The following is a 20,204-nucleotide window of genomic DNA, read 5'->3' on the forward strand; positions in this document are numbered from 1 at the left end:
GGGGCCGCGTCTAGGGTGAGCCGCATGGCGACGAACGCAGAGATCGGCGTGATCGGCGGGTCCGGCTTCTACTCCTTCCTGGAGGACGTCACGGAGGTCGAGGTCAGCACCCCGTACGGCAGCCCCAGCGACTCCCTGTTCCTCGGCGAGGTGGCCGGCCGCCGGGTCGCGTTCCTGCCTCGGCACGGCCGTGACCACCGGCTGCCGCCGCACCGCATCAACTACCGGGCCAACCTGTGGGCGCTCCGCTCCGTCGGCGTGCGCCAGGTTCTGGGGCCGTGCGCGGTCGGCGGTCTGCGCGCCGAGTACGGGCCCGGCACCCTGCTCGTCCCCGACCAGCTGGTCGACCGTACGAAGGCACGCGTCCAGACGTACTTCGACGGCGAGCCGCTGCCGGACGGCAGCGTGCCGAACGTCGTCCACATGACCTTCGCCGACCCCTACTGCCCCGACGGACGCGAGGCCGCGCTGACGGCCGCGCGGGGCCGGGAGTGGGCGGCGGTGGACGGCGGCACGATGGTCGTCGTGGAGGGCCCGCGCTTCTCGACCCGCGCCGAGTCGCGGTGGCACGCCGCCATGGGCTGGTCCGTCGTCGGCATGACCGGCCACCCGGAGGCGGTGCTCGCCCGCGAGCTGGGCCTCTGCTACACGTCGATGGCCCTGGTGACGGACCTCGACGCGGGCGCCGAGACGGGCGACGGCGTGTCGCACACGGACGTCCTGCGGGTGTTCGGGGAGAACGTCGAGCGTCTGCGGGCCGTCCTGTTCGACGCGGTCGGGGCGCTGCCCGCGACCGAGGACCGCACGTGCCTGTGCACGCACGCCCACGACGGCTGGAACCTGGGCATCGCGCTGCCGTAACGGCTCGGGGTACCGGGAGGCGCCCGGGCGGGCGGGTGATGCCGGGGCGGGACGGGGGATGCCGGGGCGGGGCGATGCCCCGGGCGTCGGGGTTGCGCGAGGGCGGGCCGGGCGCGCCGACGAGCGCGGGCGGGCGGGCCGGTGGGGAATGCGGCTCCACCCCTGGGGTGAGCGAGCTTTCCCCAGGTAGACGCCTGTCCACAGGCCCGAGCGGAGCAGGCGGAAACGCGGCAGGGTGAGGACGTCGGTGATCCGCCGGCGGTTCCCCGCATGACAGGTGGTGTCTGCCATGACGTCCTCCCGTACCCGCTCGCACCCGCCCACGCCGCCCCGGCCGCAGGTCCAGCCGCCGGCACGCCGTCCCGGGACGTCCTGCGCCCCAGGGGGGACGCCGCCGGCCCGCGGGCCTTCCCACCGCGCCCCGGCCCCTCCTCCCCCGCGCCTCCCGGTCCTTGCTCCCCCGCTCCCCCCTGTCCCTTCCGCTCCTCCCGCGTCTCCTCCCGTTCCTTCGCCGCCTCCGGCGGTCGCGTCGGTGCCGGAGACGTGCGCGGTGCCGCCCTTCGCCCCGGTGCGGGTGCGCGGCGGGCGGTACGGGTTACGGCGCGCGGTACGGCGCAGGCGGCGGGCGCTGGCCGCCGGGCTCGCCATGACGGCCGCCGCGCTGGCCGCCTCGGGGTTCCGGGGGCCCGCTGCGCCGGGACGGCCGACGCCGGAGAGCGCCCACGCGGTCGCGGTCACGGCCCCGGCGCCCGACCGGCCGCCATTCGCGGCGGACCGTCAGCGGGCCGGCTCCGTCCGGGTCGCGGCACGCCCCGGCCCGCGCGGGCGGGCACCAGGCAGGACGGCGCTCGTGTCCGCGCCGGTACGGATCGCGGACGCGGAGACGGTGCGGCTGCTGAGCCCGGGCGACCGGGTGGACGTGATCGCCGCGCCCGTCACCGCCCCGGGCACGGCGGCGGAGGACGGCGGCCCCCCGGCCCGGGTGGTGGCGTCGGGCGTCCGCGTGACGGAGGTACCGCGCCCGGAGGACGCGCCGGCGCACGGGGCGGGGACGGGAAACGAGTGGGCCGACGGCGGGACGGTCGGCGGCGCCCTGGTCGTCGTGGCCGTGCCGCGCCCGACCGCGACCGCGCTGGCGGCCGCGGCCGCCACGTCCCGGCTGGCGGTGACCCTGTGCTGACCGCTCCACCACCCCGAGCGCCCACCCGTACGGTCGGCCCGCCGCGTCACCGGTCCGTGCGTACGGATTGGACGGGCACGCTCCGGTCGCGGCGTAATGGCTCCGCCCACACGACACGCGACGAAAGGCACCGGAGTGAGCCAGGAGAACAGGACGAGCCTGCTGGAGGGGTTCAAGGCGTTCCTGATGAGGGGGAACGTCGTCGATCTCGCGGTGGCCGTCGTCATCGGTGCCGCGTTCACCAACATCGTGAACAGCCTCGTGAAGGGGGTCATCAGCCCCATCGTCGGCGCCTTCGGCACCCAGAACCTGGAGAGCTACCAGTTCTGTCTGAAGGGTCCCTGCTCCGTACGGGGCGGCGAGGTCACCACCGGTGTCGCCATCCTGTGGGGCTCGGTGCTCAGCGCGACGCTCAGCTTCCTGATCACCGCCGCGGTGGTCTACTTCCTGATGGTGCTGCCCATGGCCAAGTACCTGGCGCGCAAGGCCGCGCGGGAGAAGGAGTTGCACGGCGCGCAGGACGCCGTGGACGTGACGGAGCTGGACGTCCTCAAGGACATCCGAGAGGTGCTCGTCGCCCAGCGCGGCGACGAGACGGCCGGCCGGTCGGGGGTCCGCGCCCCGTAGCGGCGGACGGCGCGGTGGCTCAGAGGTGGTGCGGCGGCTTCTCGTCGAGGAAGCGGGCCAGATCGGCGGCCCCGCCGTCACCACCCGGAGCCCGCTCGCCCCACCCACGGTCCGTATCGTCCGCGGATTGCTGGTCCAGCGGATCGTCGAAGACCAGGGCCGGCCTCTTCTTCGGCGCGGGCTGGTTCTCCGCATCTCGCGGTCCGGGGGCGGGGGCGGTACTCATACGTTCAGCCTACGCCCGGCGCCACTGGCCGCGTCGCGAACCGAGCAGCGCGTCACAGCCGTCGCGGCGTCCACCCTCTGCTGTGCTGTCCCCCATGACGCACGAGCCCGCCGACGCCACACGCCCCTCACGGCCCCTACGGCCGCTGATCGCGCGCGACCGCGACCAGGAACACCGCGCCGCCACCCCCCTGGAACTCTTCTTCGACCTGTGCTTCGTCGTGGCGGTGGCGCAGGCCGGCATGCAACTGGTGCACGCGGTCGCCGAGGGACACGCGGGCGCGGGACTCCGGGACTACGCCATGGTGTTCTTCGCCATCTGGTGGGCGTGGATGAACTTCACCTGGTTCGCCTCGGCCTACGACAACGACGACGTCCTCTACCGGATCATGACGCTCCTGCAGATCGCGGGCGTTCTGATCCTCGCGGCCGGAATCTCCGACGCGTTCACCGACCACGACTTCCTGCTGGTGTGGCTGGGATACGCGGTGATGCGCGTCGCGCTCGCCTCGCAGTGGCTGCGCGCCGCCCGGCACGCGTCCGGCCCCGAGCGGACCACCGCCCTGCGGTACGCCGGCGGGGTGCTGGCCTGCCAGGCCGGGTGGAGTGCGCTGCTCTTCGCACCGGGCGCGGCCAAGCCGTGGGTGTTCCTGGTGATGGCGTGCGCCGAGATGACGGTGCCGCTGCTCGCCGAGCGCGGCCGCGGACGGAGCACCGCCTGGCACGCCCACCACATCGCGGAACGGTACGGACTGTTCACGATCATCGTGCTCGGCGAGAGCATCGCGGCGGCGACCGTCGCCGTGAAGGAGGGTGCGGCGGAGAACGACGCGCTGGACGATCTGCTGCCGATCGCGGTGGGCGGGCTGCTGCTCGTCTTCGCCGCCTGGTGGGTCTACTTCGTCGTCCCCGCGCACGCACGGCTGCGGACCACCGGCCGGGGCTTCCTGTGGGGGTACGGCCACTACCTGATCTTCGCTACGGCGGCCGCTGTCGGCGCCGGCGTCGAGGTGGCGGTGGAGCAGTCCGTCGGCAAGGCCCCCATCTCGGACACCGCGGCGGCCGCGGCGGTGACCCTCCCGGCGGCCCTGTACCTGCTGCTGGTGTGGGCGCTGCACGCCCGGTACTTCAAGTTCGGCATCGCGCAGCAGCTGGTCCTGCCGACCGCGGCACTGGGCGTGCTGCTCTGCACGTTCGCCGGTGACTGGGCGGTACTCGCCGCGGGCCTCGTGGCCACCGCCGCGGTCGCCACCGGCGTGACCCTGACGGCCCGCACGGCCACACACCGGACGGGCGTGGTCTGACGGCCCGCAGCGGTACGCGCGGGAGAGGAAGGGGTGGGGCGCGGACGGGGGGAAGGGGCGGGGCGGGAGGGGGCGGGGGTGGGGGGGGGAGGCCCCCTCCGGGTGTGCTTCGGCGTGATCCGTGCAGGCGTGGTGCCGCTCATGGATCCGCGCGTGCTAGGCAGAGGGCATGGACGACGCGAGGGTGACGGGGCACGGGGCGGATGGCGCGGACGGGCCTGCGGGAGGGTCCCCAGAGGATCCTGCGGACAGGCCTGCGGACGGGCCTGCGGGGCGGGTGGACGGGCCCGCGGCGAGGACCCTGGGGCGGCTGGACGGGCCCGCCGAGGAGGCCGCAGGGCGGGCAAACGGGCCCGCCGAGGAGGCCGTGGGGCGGGCGGACGGACCCGCGGAGACGGCCGCGGGCTGGAGGGACGGGCTGACCGACGTGGTCGGGCTGCGGGTCGGGCACGCGCGGGTGCCGGGTGACGGGGCGCTGAGCGGGACGACGGTCGTGTTGGCGCCGGAGGGTGGCGCCGTCGCCGCGGTCGACGTGCGGGGTGGCGGGCCGGGGACCCGGGAGACGGACGCGTTGGACCCGCGCAACCTGGTGCAGCGGGTCGAGGCCGTGGTCCTCACCGGCGGCAGTGCCTTCGGGCTGGAGGCGGCCTCGGGGGTGATGGCGTGGCTGGAGGAGCGGGGGCGGGGCGTGCGCGTGGGGCCGGAGCCCACGCACGTGGTGCCGGTGGTGCCGGCGGCGTGTCTGTTCGACCTGGGGCGGGGTGGTGACTGGGGGCGCGGCCGGGCGCGGCGACCGGTCGGGCGGCGGTGGAGGCGGCCGCGGCGACCGAGCCGGGGGCGCCGGTGGTGTGCGGGTGCGTGGGGGCCGGTACGGGTGCGGTGGTCGGTGGGTTCCGGGGTGGGGTGGGCTCGGCGAGCGTGGTGCTGAAGGGGTCCGGGGTGACGGTGGGGGCGCTGGTGGTGGCGAACGGTGTGGGGTCGCCGGTGGACCCGGGGACGGGGGTGTTGTACGGGGCGTACGGTGATCCGTCCTTCGCGGCGGGGGGCGCGCACGGCGGTGCGCCCGCGTACCCTTCGCCCGAGGTGCGCGCTGCGGCGGCGCTGCGGCTCGCGGAGGCGCGTGAGCGCAGTGGGATGCCACCGATGAACACGACGCTGGTCGTGGTGGGTACGGACGCGGAACTGACCCGGGCTCAGGCGCAGAAGGTCGCGGGTACGGCGCACGACGGCATCGCGCGCGCCGTGCGGCCGGTGCACCTGCTGAACGACGGGGACACGGTGTTCGCCCTGGCGACCGGCGTGCGCCCGCTCACCGAGGGGCGCGATCCGCTGGCGTTGAACGGGGTGCTGGCGGCGGCCGCGGACGTGGTGGCGCGGGCGATCGTCCGGGCGGTGCTGGCGGCGCGGGGTACGGCGGGCCCGGGCGGGGAATTCCCCTCGTACGGGGAGCTGTACGGCGCTCTGCCGGGACTGGGCCGGGCGGATGGCCGCGGCGGGTCGAACGGGTCCGTGGGGCCGGGTCGTTGAGGTGTGCGGTGGGGGGCGCGCGGGAACTCGCTTCGTGCGCCCTTCGTTTTGTGGAAGCCGGACGCGTTGTCGTACCGAGGCACTACCTTGAGCAAGCATCGAGTAACACGCGGCGACGGCCTGGAGACCCATCTTGAACGATCCGATCGAGCGGAACGATCCGTACGAGACCACGGAGACGCACGTCGAGCGACTCCTGGGGCGGGCGCTCAACTCCTTCGACCTGCCCGATGCCCTGGTCGAGCGGCTGCAGTCGGCGCTGGCCCACGCGAGCGCGCTGCACGCGTCGCACCACAGCGCGGTGCTGCACCGTGTGACGTACCGGCACACGTACCTGCTGGCCGACGGTTCGTCGGTGACGCTGTGGGAGCTGGTCCACCACGTCGGCGCGGACGGTGAGGACCACCATGAGCTGTACGTGGACGAGGCGGAGGTGCGGGTGGCCGCGGCGCACCTGTCGGAGGCGCTGGGTTTCCCCGAGGTGGTGGCCGTCGCCGATCCGCTGGACGACGACCTCGACGCGGACCTGGAGCTGCTGAGCGCGCTGCTGGTGCGTCCGCCGGCGCCCGCGCCGCGCACGTACGTGCCGGACGAGTCGGCTGACCACGCGCGCCGGGTGCTGCGCCGCGCGGAGAACGCCGACCGGCCGGGTGAGGCGGTCGCGGCGCGGCTGCGCGGGGCGTTCGCCCACCACATCCAGCAGGTGTTCGGCCGGCAGTGCGGTGTGGCGGGTGGCAGGGACGCGGGGTTCTCGCTGTACGAGCACGCGTTCCTGCTGCTGGACGGGAGCGAGATGAGCGTGTGGGAGGTCGAGCACACGGCGACGCCGGACGGCCGTCACATGTGCGAGGTGTACGAGGACGAGCGGGCGGCGCGCACGGCGATGGAGTCACGCGCCCGGGTGCGCTGAGGGCCGGTGGCGGGGCGCGCGGCCCCGGTGGCCGGCGGGTCGCCGGTGGCCGGCGGGTCGCCCGCCCCCCGGCCCCGGTGCGCTGGGGTCCGCGGCGTGGCGCGACCGCGGGGTTTCGGCCGGGGTGCCGGGGGCCGGAGCGCGGGGCTTGGCCGATGTGTGGCCACCCGGCGGGGTGCGGGACCGGACGGCGGGGTTCGACCGGGGTGCGGGGGACGGACCGGGGTGCGGGGGACGGACCCGCCGAGTGTCCGACGGGGGGTGAACCGTGGGCCGGCGGGCGGCCGGGGCCCGCGGTGAGTGCGGGCCCCGGCTCGCGCGAGGGCGGTCAGCTCGCTGCTGCCGCCGCCTCCTGCCCCGCCTCGGCCGTCCCGCCCGCCGGCTCGGCGGGCGTGCCGGTCGCCGGGGTCCTGCGGGTGCTCTTGAGGAGGATGACCAGAGCCGCGCCGACGGCCGTGCCCGCGACGATCGCCAGGAGGTACGGGAAGGCGTTGCCGATCAGCGGGACGACGAAGACGCCGCCGTGCGGGGCGCGCAGGGTGGCGCCGAAGGCCATGGACAGGGCGCCCGTGACGGCGCCGCCCGCCATCACCGACGGGATGACCCGCAGCGGGTCGGCCGCCGCGAACGGGATCGCGCCCTCGGAGACGAACGACGCGCCCAGCACCCACGCGGCCTTGCCGTTCTCGCGCTCCGCCTTCGTGAAGAGCCGTCCGCGCACGGTGGTGGCCAGCGCCAACGCGAGCGGCGGCACCATGCCGGCGGCCATCACCGCGGCCATGACCTTCAGGGAGCCGTCGTTCGGGGTGGCGAGGCCGCCCACGGCGAAGGCGTACGCGACCTTGTTGACCGGGCCGCCCAGGTCGAAGCACATCATCAGGCCCAGCAGCGCGCCGAGGAGGACGGCGTTCGCGCCGGACAGGCCGGACAGCCACTCCGTGAGGGCCTTCTGGAGCGTGGCGATCGGCTTGCCCACCACCAGGAACATCAGGAAGCCGACCACCGCCGACCCCAGCAGCGGGATGATCACCACGGGCATGACGCCCCGCAGCGCGGGCGGGACGCGCAGCCGTTGGACGGCCAGGACGACGGCGCCCGCGAGGAGGCCGGCCGCCAGGCCGCCGAGGAACCCCGCCTCGACGGTGAGCGCGACGGCCCCGCCGACGAAGCCCGGCACCAGACCGGGGCGGTCCGCCATGCCGTACGCGATGTACCCGGCCAGGACGGGGACGAGGAAGCCGAACGCCAGGCCGCCCGTCTGGAACATGAGGGCCGCCCAGCTGTCCGCCTGCCCCCAGGCGAAGTGCTCGGCGACGGACGGCGCCTTGTCGATGTCCCAGCCGCCGAGGGCGAAGCCCAGGGCGATGAGCAGGCCGCCCGCGGCGACGAAGGGGACCATGTAGCTGACCCCGGACATGAGCCACGTGCGGAGCTTGGTGCCGTAGCCGTCGCCGGGCTCGCCGGCCCGGCCGACCGGCGTACCGACCGAGGGGCCGCGCGGGGTGGCGTCGGGGGTGGGCGTTCCGCCGTGTTCCGCCAGGGCGCGGAGCTCGGCGACCAGTTCGGCGGCGCGGTTGACGCCGGCCTTCACGCCGACGTCGACGGTCGGCTTGCCGGCGAAGCGTTCCCGGTCGCGTACCGGCACGTCGTGGGCGAGGATCACGCCGTCGGCCGCGGCGATGACGGCCGGGTCGAGGCGGGTGAAGCCGGCCGAGCCCTGCGTCTCGACGGTCACCTCCACCCCGGCGTCCCGTCCGGCCCGTTCCAGGGCCTCCGCCGCCATGTAGGTGTGCGCGATGCCGGTGGGGCAGGAGGTGACGGCGACGATACGGAAGGGGGTACCGGCCCCGCCGGGGGCTCCGGCGACGGGGCCGGGGGCTGCCGCGTCACCCGGGACGGGTGGGCCGTCTGGGCCTTCCGCGCCACCCGGCCCGGCGCCACCCGGCACCGTGCCGTCCGCCGGGGCGGTGGCATCCGTCGGGGTCGTGTCGCCCGCCGGGGTGGTGGCGCCCGCCGGGGTGGTGGCGCCCGCCGGGGTGGTGGCGCCCGTCGGAGCGGTGCCGTCCGCCGGAGCGGTGCCGTCCGTCGGAGCGGTGGCGCCCGCCGCGTCCGTACGGCCGCTCCCGTCCGTGCGGTCGGACCCGTCCGTGCGATCGGACCCGCCCGTACGGTCGCCCCCGTGGTGCCCGCCCGGGCCGGCGGACCCGTCGGTGCCGCCCGCGCCGGGGGCGTCCGCGCCTTCGCGGTGGTCGGTCGCGGTGGCGCCCGCCGGGGGCGGTTCCTCGCCGCGTATGCGTGCCGCCGCCCGCTCCGGGTCCGTCTCCGCGCGCAGCGCCGTCGTGAACCGCTCGTCCATCAGACGGCGGGCCAGGGACGACAGGATCGTCAGGTGGGCGTCGTCGGCGCCGGCGGGGGCCGCGATCAAGAAGATCAGGTCCGCGGGCCCGTCGGGGGCACCGAAGTCGATGCCGTGGGGGGCGCGGCCGAACGCCAGGGTCGGCTCGGTCACGTGGGTGCTGCGGCAGTGCGGGATGCCGATGCCGCCTTCGAGGCCGGTCGGCATCTGGGCCTCGCGGGCCGCCACGTCGGCGAGGAAGCCGTCCACGTCGGTGACGCGCCCGAGGGACGCCATGCGCGCGGCCAGCGAACGGGCCGCTTCCTCCTTGGTGTGCGCGGCCAGGTCGAGGTCGACCAGGCCACCGGTGATCATGTCGCTCATCGCGGGCTCCTCTCGCTCAGCTCGTCACGCGGAGAGCGCGCGGTCGAGGGGGACGTCGGTGGTCACGGTGACGGCCGACGGGTCCAGGTCGGCGGGGGTGGGCATCTGGCTGCCGGGAAGGCGTACGGCGGCGGCGCCGTGGGCGACGGCGGCCGCGAGGGCCTCAGGGCCCCGGCCGCCCGCCGCGAGGAAGCCGGCCAGGGAGGCGTCCCCGGCGCCGACGTCGCTGCGGACGACGCTGACCGGGGCGTGCCCGTACCAGGTCCCGGTGTCGGAGACGAGGAGCTGGCCGTCGGCGCCGAGGCTGGCCAGGACGGCGCCCGCGCCGGCCGCGCGCAGTTCGTCGGCGGCCTTCAGCGCGTCGCCGACGGTGGCGAGGGGGCGGCCGACGGCCTCGGCGAGCTCCTGGGCGTTGGGCTTGATGACGTCGGGGCGGCCGCGCAGGGCGGCCGGCAGGGAGGGGCCGGACGTGTCGAGGGCCGTGCGGGAGCCGTGTCCGTGGACGCGGGTGACGAGGTCGGCGTACCAGGCGGGGGCGAGGCCCTGGGGGAGGCTGCCGCAGCAGGCGACCCAGTCGGCGTCGGGGGCGTGGGTGCCGACGGCGGCGAGGAGCGCCTCGGACTCGCCGGGGGTGAGGCGCGGCCCCGGCGCGTTGATCTTGGTGAGGGTGCCGTCGGGTTCGGCGACGGCGATGTTGGAGCGGGTGTGGCCGCCGAGGCGCACGGGGGCGACGGGGATCTCCTGCCGGGCGAGGAGTTCCGCGACGAGGGCGCCGGGGGCACCGCCGAGCGGGACGATCGCGAGGGTGCGGTGTCCGGCGGCGGCGACGGCGCGGGAGACGTTGACGCCCTTGCCGCCGGGGTCGACGCGTTCGCCGGTGGCGCGCAGCACCTCGCCGCGCTCCAGGGCCGGGACCTCGTAGGTCCGGTCGAGGGAGGGGTTGGGGGTGACGGTGAGGATCATGCGCGGACGACTTCCGTTCCCGCGGCCTCGATGGCGGCCGCGTCCTGGGGGGCGAGCCCCTCGTCGGTGATGAGCAGGTCGACGTCGGTCAGGTCGCCGAAGCGGGCGAAGTGGTCCTGGCCGTGCTTGGCGGAGTCGGCGAGGAGGACGACGCGGCGGGCGGCGCCGATGGCGGCGCGCTTCACGGCGGCCTCGGCGAGGTCGGGGGTGGTGAGGCCGTGGGCGAGGGAGAAGCCGTTGGTGCCGAGGAAGGCGACGTCGGCGCGGATCTCCCCGTACGCGCGCAGCGCCCAGGCGTCGACGGCGGCGCGGGTGCGGTGCCGTACGCGGCCGCCGACGAGGTGGAGGGCGATGCCCGGGTGGTCGGCGAGGCGGGCGGCGGTCGTCAGGGCGTGGGTGACGACGGTGAGGGGCCGGTCCAGGGGCAGGGCGGCGGCGATCCGCCCGACGGTGGACCCGGCGTCGAGGATGACGCTGCCCTCCTCGGGGAGTGCGGCGAGGGCCGCGCGGGCGATGCGGTCCTTCTGGTCGGCGGCGGTCGACTCGCGTTCGGCGAGGTCGGGCTCGAAGTCGAGACGGCCCGCCGGGATGGCGCCGCCGTGCACGCGACGTACGAGGCCGGCCCGGTCGAGGGCCTTGAGGTCGCGCCGGATGGTCTCGGCGGTGACCTGGAACTCCTCGGCGAGGGAGAGCACGTCGACGCGGCCGCCCTCGCGGGCGAGGCGAAGGATCTCCTGTTGGCGCTCGGGTGCGTACATGTCCGTTGACTTCCGTTCGTGACCGAACCTGTGGTTCTGCTGGCAGGCTACGCGCCGACACGGGAGAAGTAAACAGATTCGGGCACCACCCGGGCAGACTCGGACATCCACGGGAGTGGCGGTCTCCCCTGCGCGCCGCGCGACGCCGGCGCGCGGCGGAGCGGGAGCCGGTACGCGCTGTGCCGGCCGGTACACGGCGTGCGGGCCGGTACACGGCGTACGGAGCGGGTACAGGGCGCGCGGAGCCGGTACGCGGTGTGCGGGCCGGGGCCTGGGACGGGGTGCGGGCGTGGCGCGCGGGGTGGGGCGGTCGGGCCGGGGGTGCGCGGGCGCGGCGCGCGGAGGCCCCGCCGGGTGTCGCCCGGCGGGGCCTCGACAGGGTGTGCGTACGGTCGCGGGGTCAGCGGGCGGCGAGCGCCGGTTCCGCGTCGGCGTCCGCGTCCGCGTCCGCGTCGGCGTCGGCGTCCGCGTGCGCTGCTGCGGCGGGGGCCGGTACGGTCGCGTCCGGCTCGTCGGCGTCCCCGTCCTCCGCGTGCTGCCGCGGTCGGGCCGGCAGCGCGAACATCACCACGAACACCACGGCCAGTACCGCCGCGACCCAGCCCAGGGCACCGGTGAAGGCGTCCGCCACGGCCCGTCCGAACCCGTCGGGGACGAAGACGACCGAGACGAGGCCGAGGCCGAGTGCGTTGCCGAGCTGCATCACGGAGTTGACGATCCCGGACGCCGATCCGGCGTGCTCGCGCGGCACGTCCGACAGGACCGCGTCCGTCAGCGGCGCGACCACGAGGCCCATGCCGAGGCCCATCACGACCAGCGGCAGCGCCATCTGCCAGGACGTTATGCCCATGCCGTACCGCTCGGCCTCCCAGACGTACAGACCGATACCGGCCACCATCGTCAGGGCGCCCGCCTGCAGTACCCGGCGGCCGAAGCGGGGGACGAGCTTCTGGACGGACAGCCCCGCCGCGACCGACACGGCGATCGAGAACGGCACGCCCGTCAGTCCGGCGCGCAGCGCGCTCCAGCCGAGGCCGAGCTGCATGTACAGCGTCCACACCAGGAAGAAGATGCCGAGCGCGATGCCGAAGGTCAGCTGCACGGCGACGCCCGCCGCGAAGCTCTTGACCCGGAAGAGGGAGAGCTCGACCAGCGGCGAGCCGTCCCGCCGCGCCTTGCGCCGCTCGTAGGCCACGAAGGCGGCGAAGACGGGGACGGCGGCGGCCATCGTGACGAAGCACCAGGCGGGCCAGTCCAGCTCGGCGCCCCGCGTCAGCGGGTACATGACCAGCAGCATCGCGGCGATGGCGACGACGACGCCCGGCAGGTCCAGGCGCAGGGCGCGCGGCGCCCGCGACTCGGTGATGTAGGCGCGGCCCAGGAGCAGCGCGGCCACGCCGACGGGGAGGTTGATCAGGAAGATCGGCCGCCAGCCGAGGCCGAACAGGTCCCACTGGGTGAGCAGCGCGCCCAGCAGCGGACCGGACACGGCGCCGAGGCCGACGATCGCGCCGAACAGGCCGAAGACCTTGCCGCGCTCGTGCGCGGGGAAGGTGGCGTGCACGATCGACAGGACCTGCGGGACCATCAGCGCCGCCGTGCCGCCCTGCAGGATCCGCGAGGCGACCAGCATGTCCGGGCCGGTGGCGAATCCGCAGAGCGCGGAGGCGAGGGTGAAGCCGCCGACGCCGATCAGGAACAGGCGCTTGCGTCCGTGGATGTCGCCGAGCCGGCCGCCCGTGATGAGGCCCGCCGCGAAGGCGAGCGCGTACCCGGCGGTGATCCACTGGATCGCGCCGAAGGTCGCGCCGAGGTCCCGTTGGATCGCCGGGATGGCGATGTTGACGATCGTCACGTCCACGAGGTCCATGAAGGCCGCGGTCATGACGATGGCCAGGGCGAACCAGCGGCGGCGGTCCGCGCCGGGGCCGCCGGCGCGGTACTGGGGGTGGGGGTCGGCTTCTGCGAGGTCATGGCGGGAAACCTACGGGTCCTCTAGGACAGAACACGTCCTAGATGACGGCGATGCTGGACGGCATGACGGACACACCGGCACGTCTCCTGAAACTGCTGTCCCTGCTGCAGACCCCGCGCGAGTGGCCGGGCAGCGAGCTCGCCGCCCGCCTCGACGTCAGCCCCCGCACCATCCGGCGGGACGTCGACCGGCTGCGGGAGCTCGGCTACCCCGTCGAGGCGTCGAAGGGCGCCGTCGGCGGCTACCGGCTGGTCGCGGGGGCCGCGATGCCCCCGCTGCTCCTGGACGACGAGGAGGCCGTCGCCATCGCGGTGGGCCTGCGCGCCGGGGCGGGCCACGCCATCGAGGGCGTGGAGGAGGCGTCCGTGCGGGCGCTGGCCAAGCTGGAGCAGGTCCTCCCGTCGCGGCTGCGGCACCGGGTCTCCACGCTGCAGAGCGCGACGATCCCGCTGACACGGGGGGACGGGGCGACGGTCGACCCGCGCACCCTCACCGCGCTCGCGTCGGCGGTCACGGGGCGGGAGCGGCTGCGGTTCGGGTACCGGGCGGGGGACGGCACGCGGACGCGGCGACAGGTGGAGCCGTACCGGCTCGTGTCGACCGGGTACCGCTGGTACCTGGTCGCCTACGACCTGGGGCGGGAGGACTGGCGGACGTTCCGGGTGGACCGGGTCGACGAGCCGTTCCCCACGGGGGCGCGGTTCACGCCGCGCGAGCTGCCCGGCGGCGACGCGGCGGAGCTGCTGGGGCGTTCGCTGCGCGGGCGCCAGGAGGGGCTGGAGCTGGACGTGTCGTTCGACGCGCCCGCCGCCTTCGTGGCGGCACGCCTCCCGGGGTACCTGACGCCGGAGTCGACGGGCGGAGCCACCTGCCGGCTCCGGGCGCGGGCGGTCGACTCGGTGGAGTGGCTCGCCGTGCGGCTGGCGATGGTGGACTGCGAGTTCACGGTGCACGGCCCGCGCGAGCTGGCGTCGTACGTCGCCGAACTGGGCGCCCGCCTGTGCCGCGCGGGCGTCGGGGACGACGGGCCGGGCGGTCCTAGCGGACTGGGCGAACCGGGTGTTCCCAGCGGTCCGGGCGGACCGGGCGATCCGGGTGTTCCCAGCGGCCCCAGCGGTCCGGGTGGTCCGGGTGTTCCCGGCGGTCCGGGGGACGCGAGCGACGGGGACGGGCCGGGCACCGCGCCCTGATCCGGGCGGCGTACGCGGCGGGCGTCACGGTGGCGCGTGGGCCCAGGCGCGCCGCTCGGCAGTGCGCCCCACCAGCAGGCGCGCCATGCCCCAGGCGTGCCGCTCGGCTGGTACGCCCCACCGGCAGGCGCGCCACGCCTCAGACGCGTCGCTCGGCAGGCACGCCACGCCGCAGGCTCGCCGGGCGGTGGGAGCCGACGCGCGCCCCGACGGACACGGCCGCAGCCCCCCGCCGGGGGGGAGGCGGAGGGCTGCGGTTCGGCCACCGCCCCGCCCCTTGGGGGGATCCGGGCGGGACGGTGGGTTCGTGGGGGGCGCGGCCGACGCCGTCAGGCGGCGGCGTCGAAGCCGGTGTCCCTGGCCATGCGCTTCAGCTCCAGCAGGGCGTGCTTCTCTATCTGGCGGATCCGCTCGCGGGTCAGGCCGTGCTGCTTGCCGACCTCGGTGAGCGTCCGCTCGCGGCCGTCCTCGATGCCGTACCGCATGCGGATGATGGAGGCGGTGCGGTTGTCGAGCCGGCCGATCAGGTCCTCCAGCTCCTCGCTGCGCAGCAGCGTGAGCACCGACTGCTCGGGCGAGACCGCGGAGGTGTCCTCCAGCAGGTCGCCGAACTGCGTCTCGCCCGCGTCGTCCACGGACATGTTCAGCGACACCGGGTCGCGGGCCCAGTCCAGGACGTCGGAGACGCGCTCCGGGGTCGAGCCGAGCTCGGTGGCGATCTCGGCGGGCTCGGGGTCCCGGCCGTTCTCGCGGTTGAACTCGCGCTGCACGCGGCGGATGCGGCCCAGCTCCTCCACCAGGTGGACGGGGAGGCGGATCGTGCGCGACTGGTCGGCTATGGAGCGCGTGATGGCCTGGCGGATCCACCACGTCGCGTACGTGGAGAACTTGAAGCCCTTGGTGTAGTCGAACTTCTCCACCGCGCGGACCAGGCCGGCGTTGCCCTCCTGGATGAGGTCGAGCAGGGGCAGCCCGCTGCGCGGGTAGCGCCGGGCCACGGCGACCACCAGGCGGAGGTTGGAGCGGATGAAGACGTCCTTGGCGCGCTCGCCCTCGTCGACCAGGCGCTCCAGCTCCTCGCGGGTCGCGCCGTCGGCGTCGGTCTCCACCTCGCCGTCAAGGATCTGCTGCGCGTACACGCCGGCCTCGATGATCTGGGAGAGCTCGACCTCCTTGGCGGCGTCGAGCAGCGGCGTGCGGGCGATCTCGTCGAGGTACATGCCGACCAGGTCGCGGTCGGCGATCTCCCCGCCCACGGCGCGAACGCTGCTGGCCCGAGCGGTCCTGGTGGCGGACTCCGGACGGGCGACGGCACGGGTTGCCATGCGAGCTCCCTTACTGAGTAGGTCGCGACACCCTCCCGGGTGCCCTGCATCCGATGGAAACAACGACTGGAATCCGGACAGAATTCCCCAGCCGACCCTCGATTTAGCCGATCATGCAGTACCCTGTCCCGCCGCACGGGCGGTCATGCACGGCTCGACCGAGCAGAAGTGCAGGTCGGAGCGGGGAAACCGGCCCGCTTCTTCGCCGCCCGCGACAAGCGGTCACCTGGTCGCCCGTGACGGCGATCACATACGGCACGGTGTCCTCACCCCCGAACGGCGTCCTCGTACCCTGCGGTCGCCCTCCCACCCGGAAGACGACCCCCACCCCCTCCTGGTTGCCCGCACAACGGTTGCCATGCCCGAATTGTTCCAAGACGAACAAAGAAGCCCCCGGCCCACGCCCCTCACCCTCACCTCCACCCCCACCTCGCCCGCCCGAGCCGGAACGGTCGCCGGCCCGGCCACGCGGGCCCTGTCGGCCCTGTCGGCCCGCGCCGACAGGGCCCGCGGGCCTAGGTCCGACGGGCCGCGGGCCTAGGTCCGACGGGGCCGCGGGCCCGGAGCGGCGGGGCCGCGGGGACTACGTCGGCGGCCGGTTCCGCCGGCACGGAGACGTGCCTAGGGTCCCGGACATGGACCACACCGACACGGCCCCCTCCCCCGCCCCCTACACCGGCGACCCGACCGGCATCCTCGACGAAGCGCTCGAACGCCTCCACGCGTGCGGCCCGGAGCGCGACGGCTGGCTCAGCAACCACGCCCCGATGGCGGTCGAGGCGCTCGCCCGGCACGGGCACGCGCCGCGGGTGCACCGCTGGATCGACCGGTACCGGGCGAAGCTGGAGGACATGCCGACCCCGTACGAGCGGGTGACGCGGGAGAACTGGCGGGAGGCGCTGGGCGACCCGGCCCGGATGGCCGACTGGGCCGCCCACTTCGAGCGGGAGACCGCCGAGCGGCCCTGGCGGGAGGTGCTCGCCGAGTGGTGGCCGCGCCTGCTGCCGGGCATCGCGGCCGGCGCGACCCATCCGGTGATCCGCGTCGGTCACGCCGTACGCACCCTGCTGGCCGCGGGCGACAACGCCCCGCGCGTCACCGAGCTCGCGCACGCCCTCGGCTACTGGGCCGCCCGCCATCAGCCCCTGCCCGCCGTGACCGAGCTCCGGCCGGCGCCGACGGCCGCCGCCGCCCTCGACGCCGTACCGACCGTGCCGGAGCAGTCGGGCGGCATCCGGGAGCGGCTGGCGCAGCTGTCCGCGCTGCCGCGGTGGGGCACCGCGCCCGACCCGGAGGCCGCCCGCGCGCACCTGGCCGAGCTGGTCACCGCGGCGACTCACCGGTACGCCACGCACGGGCACGGCTCGCCGGTCATGCTGGTGCACGCCGCCACCGCGCCGAACGCCGTCCTGCGCACCCTGCCCGTCCTGCCGCGCGACCTGTGGGTGCCGAGCCTCGGCGCGGCGTGGGCGGCGAGCGCGGCGGTCACCGCGGCGTACGCCCCCGCCGCCCCGGACCCGGCCCCGCCGGGCCTCCCGGGAGCCGCCCGGCTCACCCCGCAGGAGGTGTTCGAGCGGGCGGCGGCGCACGGCAACGACCATGCCATCAAGTTCGCCGACACGGCGCTCGACGTCGGCGACCCGCTCGCGCTGGCCGCGACCGTCCGGTCCGTGGAGCAGATCCCGCCCCTGTTCTGACCCGTACCGGTCGCATGGGCGACGCCCCGTTCCGACGGCCCGACCGGCCGCGGGCGACGACGCCCCGTTCCCACCGCCCGGCACACCCCTACGGCTCCCCCTCCCCGGTCGCCGGCCCCGCCCCCACCCCGCAGGCCGCTGCTCCGTTCGGGACATCGCCGGGCGGCACATTCCATGTGCACAATCCGTTTTCACCTCCGTCGACTCCAGCGGCACGGCGCATGATCAACAGCTGGCGCCCCGTGTCAACATGCCGGGGGACCAGGTGGTTTGGAGCCGGAGGTACACCGCCCGTGGCGGCGAACGACAACCCCACCGTCAGGGGACGACGACTGGGGGCGGAGCTGCGCCGGCTCCGCCTGGCCAGCGGCCTGACCGGTACGCAGGTGGCGGCGCGGTTGCTGATCTCCCAGGCCAAGGTCAGTCACATGGAGACCGGCCGCCGCGCCGTCAGCCCCCGTGACGTGCGCGACCTGTGCGGGCTCTACGGAGTCACCGACCAGCACGTCGTCGACTCCCTGATGGGACTGGCCAGGGAGTCGAGAAGGCAGGGCTGGTGGCACGTCTACGGCGACATCCCCCACGGCGTCTACGTCGGCCTGGAGACCGAGGCCGCCTCCCTCCACACCTACGAGCCCATGGTGATCCCCGGTCTGCTGCAGACCCCCGCCTACGCGGCCGCGGTCATCGAGGAAACGATCCCGCTGGCCACCGTCGAGCAGGCCGCCGCACGGCTGAAGGTGCGGCTCCGCCGGCAGCACCGGATCTACGACCCCGCCCGCCGCCTCCGCCTGTGGGCCGTCCTGGACGAGTCGACCCTGCGGCGCGTCGTCGGCAGCCGGGAGATCATGCGCGAGCAACTGGAGCACCTGCACGCGCTGAGCACCGAGCCGCACGTCACCGTGCAGGTCCTCCCCCACGCGGCGGGGGCCCACCCCGGCCTCTCGGGGCAGTTCTCCCTCCTCCGGTTCCCCGACAGCGGCCGGGCCGTGGTGTACCTGGAGAGGTTCACCAGCGACCTCTACCTGGAGAGGCCGCACGACGTGCGGCACCACGAGCTGATGTACGCGCACCTGCAGACCCAGGCCCTCTGCCCCGACCGCAGCCGGCACCTCATCAGGGAGACCGTCGGGCTCTACGCCTCGCCGCCGACGCGGTGACGGGCCGGGCCGGCCCGCGCCGAGCACCGTCCGGCACCCGCACCCGCACACACATCCGCGCCCGCACCCGCGCCACCGGCACCGGCACCGGTGTCGGCTCCGAACCGGCCGCTGGCGCCCGCGCCCGGCACCGGCGTCGGCGAACCGACAGCTGGACGCCCCCGGCTCAGCCGAACTGCACGGACCGCTTCGCGAGCCCCAGCCAGAAGCCGTCGACGACGCTGCGGGCCGTGTCGAGGTCACCCGCCGCGTCCGCGGCGCCGAGCGTCACGAACAGCGGGGCGAAGTGCTCGGTACGCGGGTGGGCGAGCTCCCCGGCGGGTGACGCGTGCCGGAAGTCGAGCAGCGCGTCGACGTCCCGCTCGGCGAGGGCGTGACGGCCCCACTCGTCGAACTCCGCCGACCAGCCGGGGACGCCTTCCTGGCGCAGCGCGGCGAGGTTGTGGGTGAAGAAGCCGCTGCCGACGATGAGGACCCCCTCGTCGCGCAGCGGCGCCAGCCGGCGCCCCAGCTCCATCAGCCGGCCCGGGTCGAGGGTCGGCAGGGACACCTGGAGGACCGGGACGTCGGCGCCGGGGTACATCTCGACGAGCGGTACGTAGGCGCCGTGGTCGAGTCCGCGGTCGGGCATGTCCTGGACGGGGGTGCCGGGGGCGCGCAGCAGTTTGCGGACCGCCTCGGCGAGCTCCGGTGCGCCGGGTGCGGGGTAGCGGACGCGGTAGTAGTGCTCGGGGAAGCCCCAGAAGTCGTACACGAGGGGCACGGTCCGGGTGGCGCCCAGGGCGAGGGGGGCCTCCTCCCAGTGGGCGGACACCATGAGGACGGCGGTCGGGCGGGGCAGGTCGGCGGACCAGGCGGCGAGTTCGCCGGGCCACACGGGGTCGTCGGCGAGCGGCGGGGCGCCGTGGGAGAGGTAGAGGGCGGGCATGCGGGTGGTCATGGCGGGTTCCCCTCGGCGTTGCCGCACGGCATGGCCGCGCGGGGAGCGGGAGACGGAGGTGGGGGTGGAGGTGAAAGAGAGGGCAACTTGAAAGTTCAATCTCACCGCGCCGCCCACGGTAACGGCATCTAGTTTAATCTTCAAGAAGAAGTAGAGTGGATATATGAACACTGCATCCATCGACGGGGATGGCGCGCCGGGAGACGGCGCGGCCCGGGGCCCGGCGGGCGTGGCCACGGACGGGCCGCGCTGGCTGACCGACCGCGAACAGCGCGTGTGGCGGTCGTACGTGCACGCCACCATGCTCCTGGAGGACCACCTGGACCGGCAGCTCCAGCGCGACGCGGGGATGCCGCACATCTACTACGGGTTGCTCGTACAGCTCTCCCAGGCACCCCGCCGCCGGATGCGGATGACCGAGCTGGCGAAGGGCGCGAAGATCACCCGGTCGCGGCTCTCGCACGCCGTCGCCCGCCTGGAGCGGAGCGGCTGGGTCCGCCGTGAGGACTGCCCGTCGGACAAGCGCGGGCAGAACGCGTTCCTGACGGACGAGGGATTCGCGGTGCTGCAGCGCAGCGCGCCGGGCCACGTCGAGGCGGTGCGGCAGGCGATGTTCGACCGGCTCACGCCCGAGCAGGTCGACCAGCTCGGCGCCATCATGCGGGCCGTCGCCGACGGCCTGGAGCCGTCGGACCCGAACGCGGACCTGCCCTGGCTCCGCTGACGCGGACACCAGGGCAGGTGGCGGATGTGACGAGTGGGGTGGGGGTGGCACGGGCCGCCGGCCAGGAGGAAGCCAGGAGCCGTGACGGGCACGGACGCGGGCCCGGACGCGGGGGCCGT

General features: G+C 75.3%; 16 protein-coding genes and 1 pseudogene. 10 read left to right on the forward strand and 7 right to left on the reverse strand.

The window, feature by feature from the left end:
• Positions 1-24: 24 nt before the first annotated feature.
• The 3 genes from NRO40_RS12435 (at position 25) to mscL (ending at position 2,668) form a co-directional block, all read left to right on the forward strand.
• The gene (locus NRO40_RS12435; protein ID WP_058941766.1) at positions 25-861 is read left to right on the forward strand and encodes an S-methyl-5'-thioadenosine phosphorylase; all 837 of its coding nucleotides are present in this window, start codon (positions 25-27) and stop codon (positions 859-861) included.
• An 850-nt stretch (positions 862-1,711) separates the two neighbouring features.
• A complete protein-coding gene (locus NRO40_RS30775) occupies positions 1,712-2,041 on the forward strand; it encodes an RcpC/CpaB family pilus assembly protein (protein ID WP_408056998.1) in 330 nt (109 codons plus the stop codon).
• 135 nt (positions 2,042-2,176) lie between these two features.
• A complete protein-coding gene (gene mscL / locus NRO40_RS12445) occupies positions 2,177-2,668 on the forward strand; it encodes a large conductance mechanosensitive channel protein MscL (RefSeq protein ID WP_058941768.1) in 492 nt (163 codons plus the stop codon).
• A 19-nt stretch (positions 2,669-2,687) separates the two neighbouring features.
• On the opposite strand, the gene NRO40_RS12450 is transcribed toward mscL, so the two are convergent.
• A complete protein-coding gene (locus tag NRO40_RS12450) occupies positions 2,688-2,894 on the reverse strand; it encodes a hypothetical protein (protein ID WP_058941769.1) in 207 nt (68 codons plus the stop codon).
• A 94-nt stretch (positions 2,895-2,988) separates the two neighbouring features.
• Between NRO40_RS12450 and NRO40_RS12455 the strand changes: the two genes are divergently transcribed.
• The 3 genes and pseudogenes from NRO40_RS12455 to NRO40_RS12465 all read left to right on the forward strand — a co-directional run bounded on the left by NRO40_RS12455 (position 2,989) and on the right by NRO40_RS12465 (position 6,634).
• A complete protein-coding gene (locus tag NRO40_RS12455) occupies positions 2,989-4,197 on the forward strand; it encodes a low temperature requirement protein A (protein WP_058941770.1) in 1,209 nt (402 codons plus the stop codon).
• Between the two features lie 427 nt (positions 4,198-4,624).
• Positions 4,625-5,724 (forward strand): annotated as a pseudogene (locus NRO40_RS12460) (P1 family peptidase).
• A gap of 133 nt (positions 5,725-5,857) precedes the next feature.
• Positions 5,858-6,634 (forward strand): DUF6227 family protein, encoded by a 777-nt coding sequence (locus NRO40_RS12465; protein ID WP_058941771.1) that lies wholly within the window; start codon positions 5,858-5,860, stop codon positions 6,632-6,634.
• Positions 6,635-6,962: 328 nt separating this feature from the next.
• Here NRO40_RS12465 and NRO40_RS12470 read toward each other — a convergent pair whose 3' ends face one another.
• The 4 genes from NRO40_RS12470 to NRO40_RS12485 form a co-directional block, all read right to left on the reverse strand.
• Positions 6,963-9,353: a fructose-specific PTS transporter subunit EIIC gene (locus NRO40_RS12470; protein ID WP_058941772.1), complete on the reverse strand. Its 2,391-nt coding sequence runs from the start codon at positions 9,351-9,353 to the stop codon at positions 6,963-6,965.
• A 24-nt stretch (positions 9,354-9,377) separates the two neighbouring features.
• Positions 9,378-10,316: a 1-phosphofructokinase gene (gene pfkB, locus NRO40_RS12475; protein WP_058941773.1), complete on the reverse strand. Its 939-nt coding sequence runs from the start codon at positions 10,314-10,316 to the stop codon at positions 9,378-9,380.
• Positions 10,313-11,074 (reverse strand): DeoR/GlpR family DNA-binding transcription regulator, encoded by a 762-nt coding sequence (locus NRO40_RS12480; RefSeq protein ID WP_058941774.1) that lies wholly within the window; start codon positions 11,072-11,074, stop codon positions 10,313-10,315. Before NRO40_RS12480 ends, pfkB begins: the two co-directional genes overlap by 4 nt.
• 400 nt (positions 11,075-11,474) lie before the next feature.
• Positions 11,475-12,959, reverse strand: coding sequence for an MFS transporter (locus NRO40_RS12485; RefSeq protein WP_257375409.1), 1,485 nt, complete (start codon positions 12,957-12,959; stop codon positions 11,475-11,477).
• Positions 12,960-13,111: 152 nt separating this feature from the next.
• On the opposite strand from NRO40_RS12485, the gene NRO40_RS12490 reads away from it, so the two are divergent.
• Entirely contained in the window at positions 13,112-14,239 is a 1,128-nt protein-coding gene (locus NRO40_RS12490) for a helix-turn-helix transcriptional regulator (protein WP_198549311.1), read from the forward strand.
• Positions 14,240-14,568: 329 nt separating this feature from the next.
• Here NRO40_RS12490 and NRO40_RS12495 read toward each other — a convergent pair whose 3' ends face one another.
• Positions 14,569-15,564, reverse strand: coding sequence for a sigma-70 family RNA polymerase sigma factor (locus tag NRO40_RS12495; protein ID WP_058941775.1), 996 nt, complete (start codon positions 15,562-15,564; stop codon positions 14,569-14,571).
• 635 nt (positions 15,565-16,199) lie between these two features.
• Between NRO40_RS12495 and NRO40_RS12500 the strand changes: the two genes are divergently transcribed.
• The gene (locus NRO40_RS12500; RefSeq protein ID WP_058941776.1) at positions 16,200-17,261 is read left to right on the forward strand and encodes a questin oxidase family protein; all 1,062 of its coding nucleotides are present in this window, start codon (positions 16,200-16,202) and stop codon (positions 17,259-17,261) included.
• A gap of 293 nt (positions 17,262-17,554) precedes the next feature.
• The gene (locus NRO40_RS12505) at positions 17,555-18,421 is read left to right on the forward strand and encodes a helix-turn-helix domain-containing protein (protein WP_058941777.1); all 867 of its coding nucleotides are present in this window, start codon (positions 17,555-17,557) and stop codon (positions 18,419-18,421) included.
• 166 nt (positions 18,422-18,587) lie between these two features.
• Here NRO40_RS12505 and NRO40_RS12510 read toward each other — a convergent pair whose 3' ends face one another.
• Complete coding sequence (locus NRO40_RS12510) at positions 18,588-19,361, reverse strand: dioxygenase family protein (protein WP_058941778.1); 774 nt, start codon at positions 19,359-19,361, stop codon at positions 18,588-18,590.
• A 163-nt stretch (positions 19,362-19,524) separates the two neighbouring features.
• Here NRO40_RS12510 and NRO40_RS12515 point away from each other — a divergent pair, with 163 nt between their 5' ends.
• Positions 19,525-20,085 carry a MarR family winged helix-turn-helix transcriptional regulator gene (locus tag NRO40_RS12515; protein ID WP_079046989.1) on the forward strand — a complete coding sequence of 187 codons (561 nt, stop codon included), beginning with the start codon at positions 19,525-19,527 and terminating at the stop codon, positions 20,083-20,085.
• Positions 20,086-20,204 lie beyond the last annotated feature (119 nt).

The sequence above is a fragment of the Streptomyces changanensis genome (assembly GCF_024600715.1).
Classification (GTDB): domain Bacteria; phylum Actinomycetota; class Actinomycetes; order Streptomycetales; family Streptomycetaceae; genus Streptomyces; species Streptomyces changanensis.

What these genes read in the sequence shown, in the direction of transcription:
- NRO40_RS12485 (WP_257375409.1), bottom strand. Translation starts at nt 12,959, where the DNA reads ATGACCGCGGCCTTCATGGACCTCGTGGACGTGACGATCGTCAACATC.
- NRO40_RS12470 (WP_058941772.1), bottom strand. Translation starts at nt 9,353, where the DNA reads ATGAGCGACATGATCACCGGTGGCCTGGTCGACCTCGACCTGGCCGCG.
- NRO40_RS12515 (WP_079046989.1), top strand. Translation starts at nt 19,525, where the DNA reads ATGAACACTGCATCCATCGACGGGGATGGCGCGCCGGGAGACGGCGCG.
- NRO40_RS12495 (WP_058941775.1), bottom strand. Translation starts at nt 15,564, where the DNA reads ATGGCAACCCGTGCCGTCGCCCGTCCGGAGTCCGCCACCAGGACCGCT.
- NRO40_RS12450 (WP_058941769.1), bottom strand. Translation starts at nt 2,894, where the DNA reads ATGAGTACCGCCCCCGCCCCCGGACCGCGAGATGCGGAGAACCAGCCC.
- pfkB (WP_058941773.1), bottom strand. Translation starts at nt 10,316, where the DNA reads ATGATCCTCACCGTCACCCCCAACCCCTCCCTCGACCGGACCTACGAG.
- NRO40_RS12500 (WP_058941776.1), top strand. Translation starts at nt 16,200, where the DNA reads ATGGACCACACCGACACGGCCCCCTCCCCCGCCCCCTACACCGGCGAC.
- NRO40_RS12435 (WP_058941766.1), top strand. Translation starts at nt 25, where the DNA reads ATGGCGACGAACGCAGAGATCGGCGTGATCGGCGGGTCCGGCTTCTAC.
- NRO40_RS12510 (WP_058941778.1), bottom strand. Translation starts at nt 19,361, where the DNA reads ATGACCACCCGCATGCCCGCCCTCTACCTCTCCCACGGCGCCCCGCCG.
- NRO40_RS12455 (WP_058941770.1), top strand. Translation starts at nt 2,989, where the DNA reads ATGACGCACGAGCCCGCCGACGCCACACGCCCCTCACGGCCCCTACGG.
- NRO40_RS12480 (WP_058941774.1), bottom strand. Translation starts at nt 11,074, where the DNA reads ATGTACGCACCCGAGCGCCAACAGGAGATCCTTCGCCTCGCCCGCGAG.
- NRO40_RS12490 (WP_198549311.1), top strand. Translation starts at nt 13,112, where the DNA reads ATGACGGACACACCGGCACGTCTCCTGAAACTGCTGTCCCTGCTGCAG.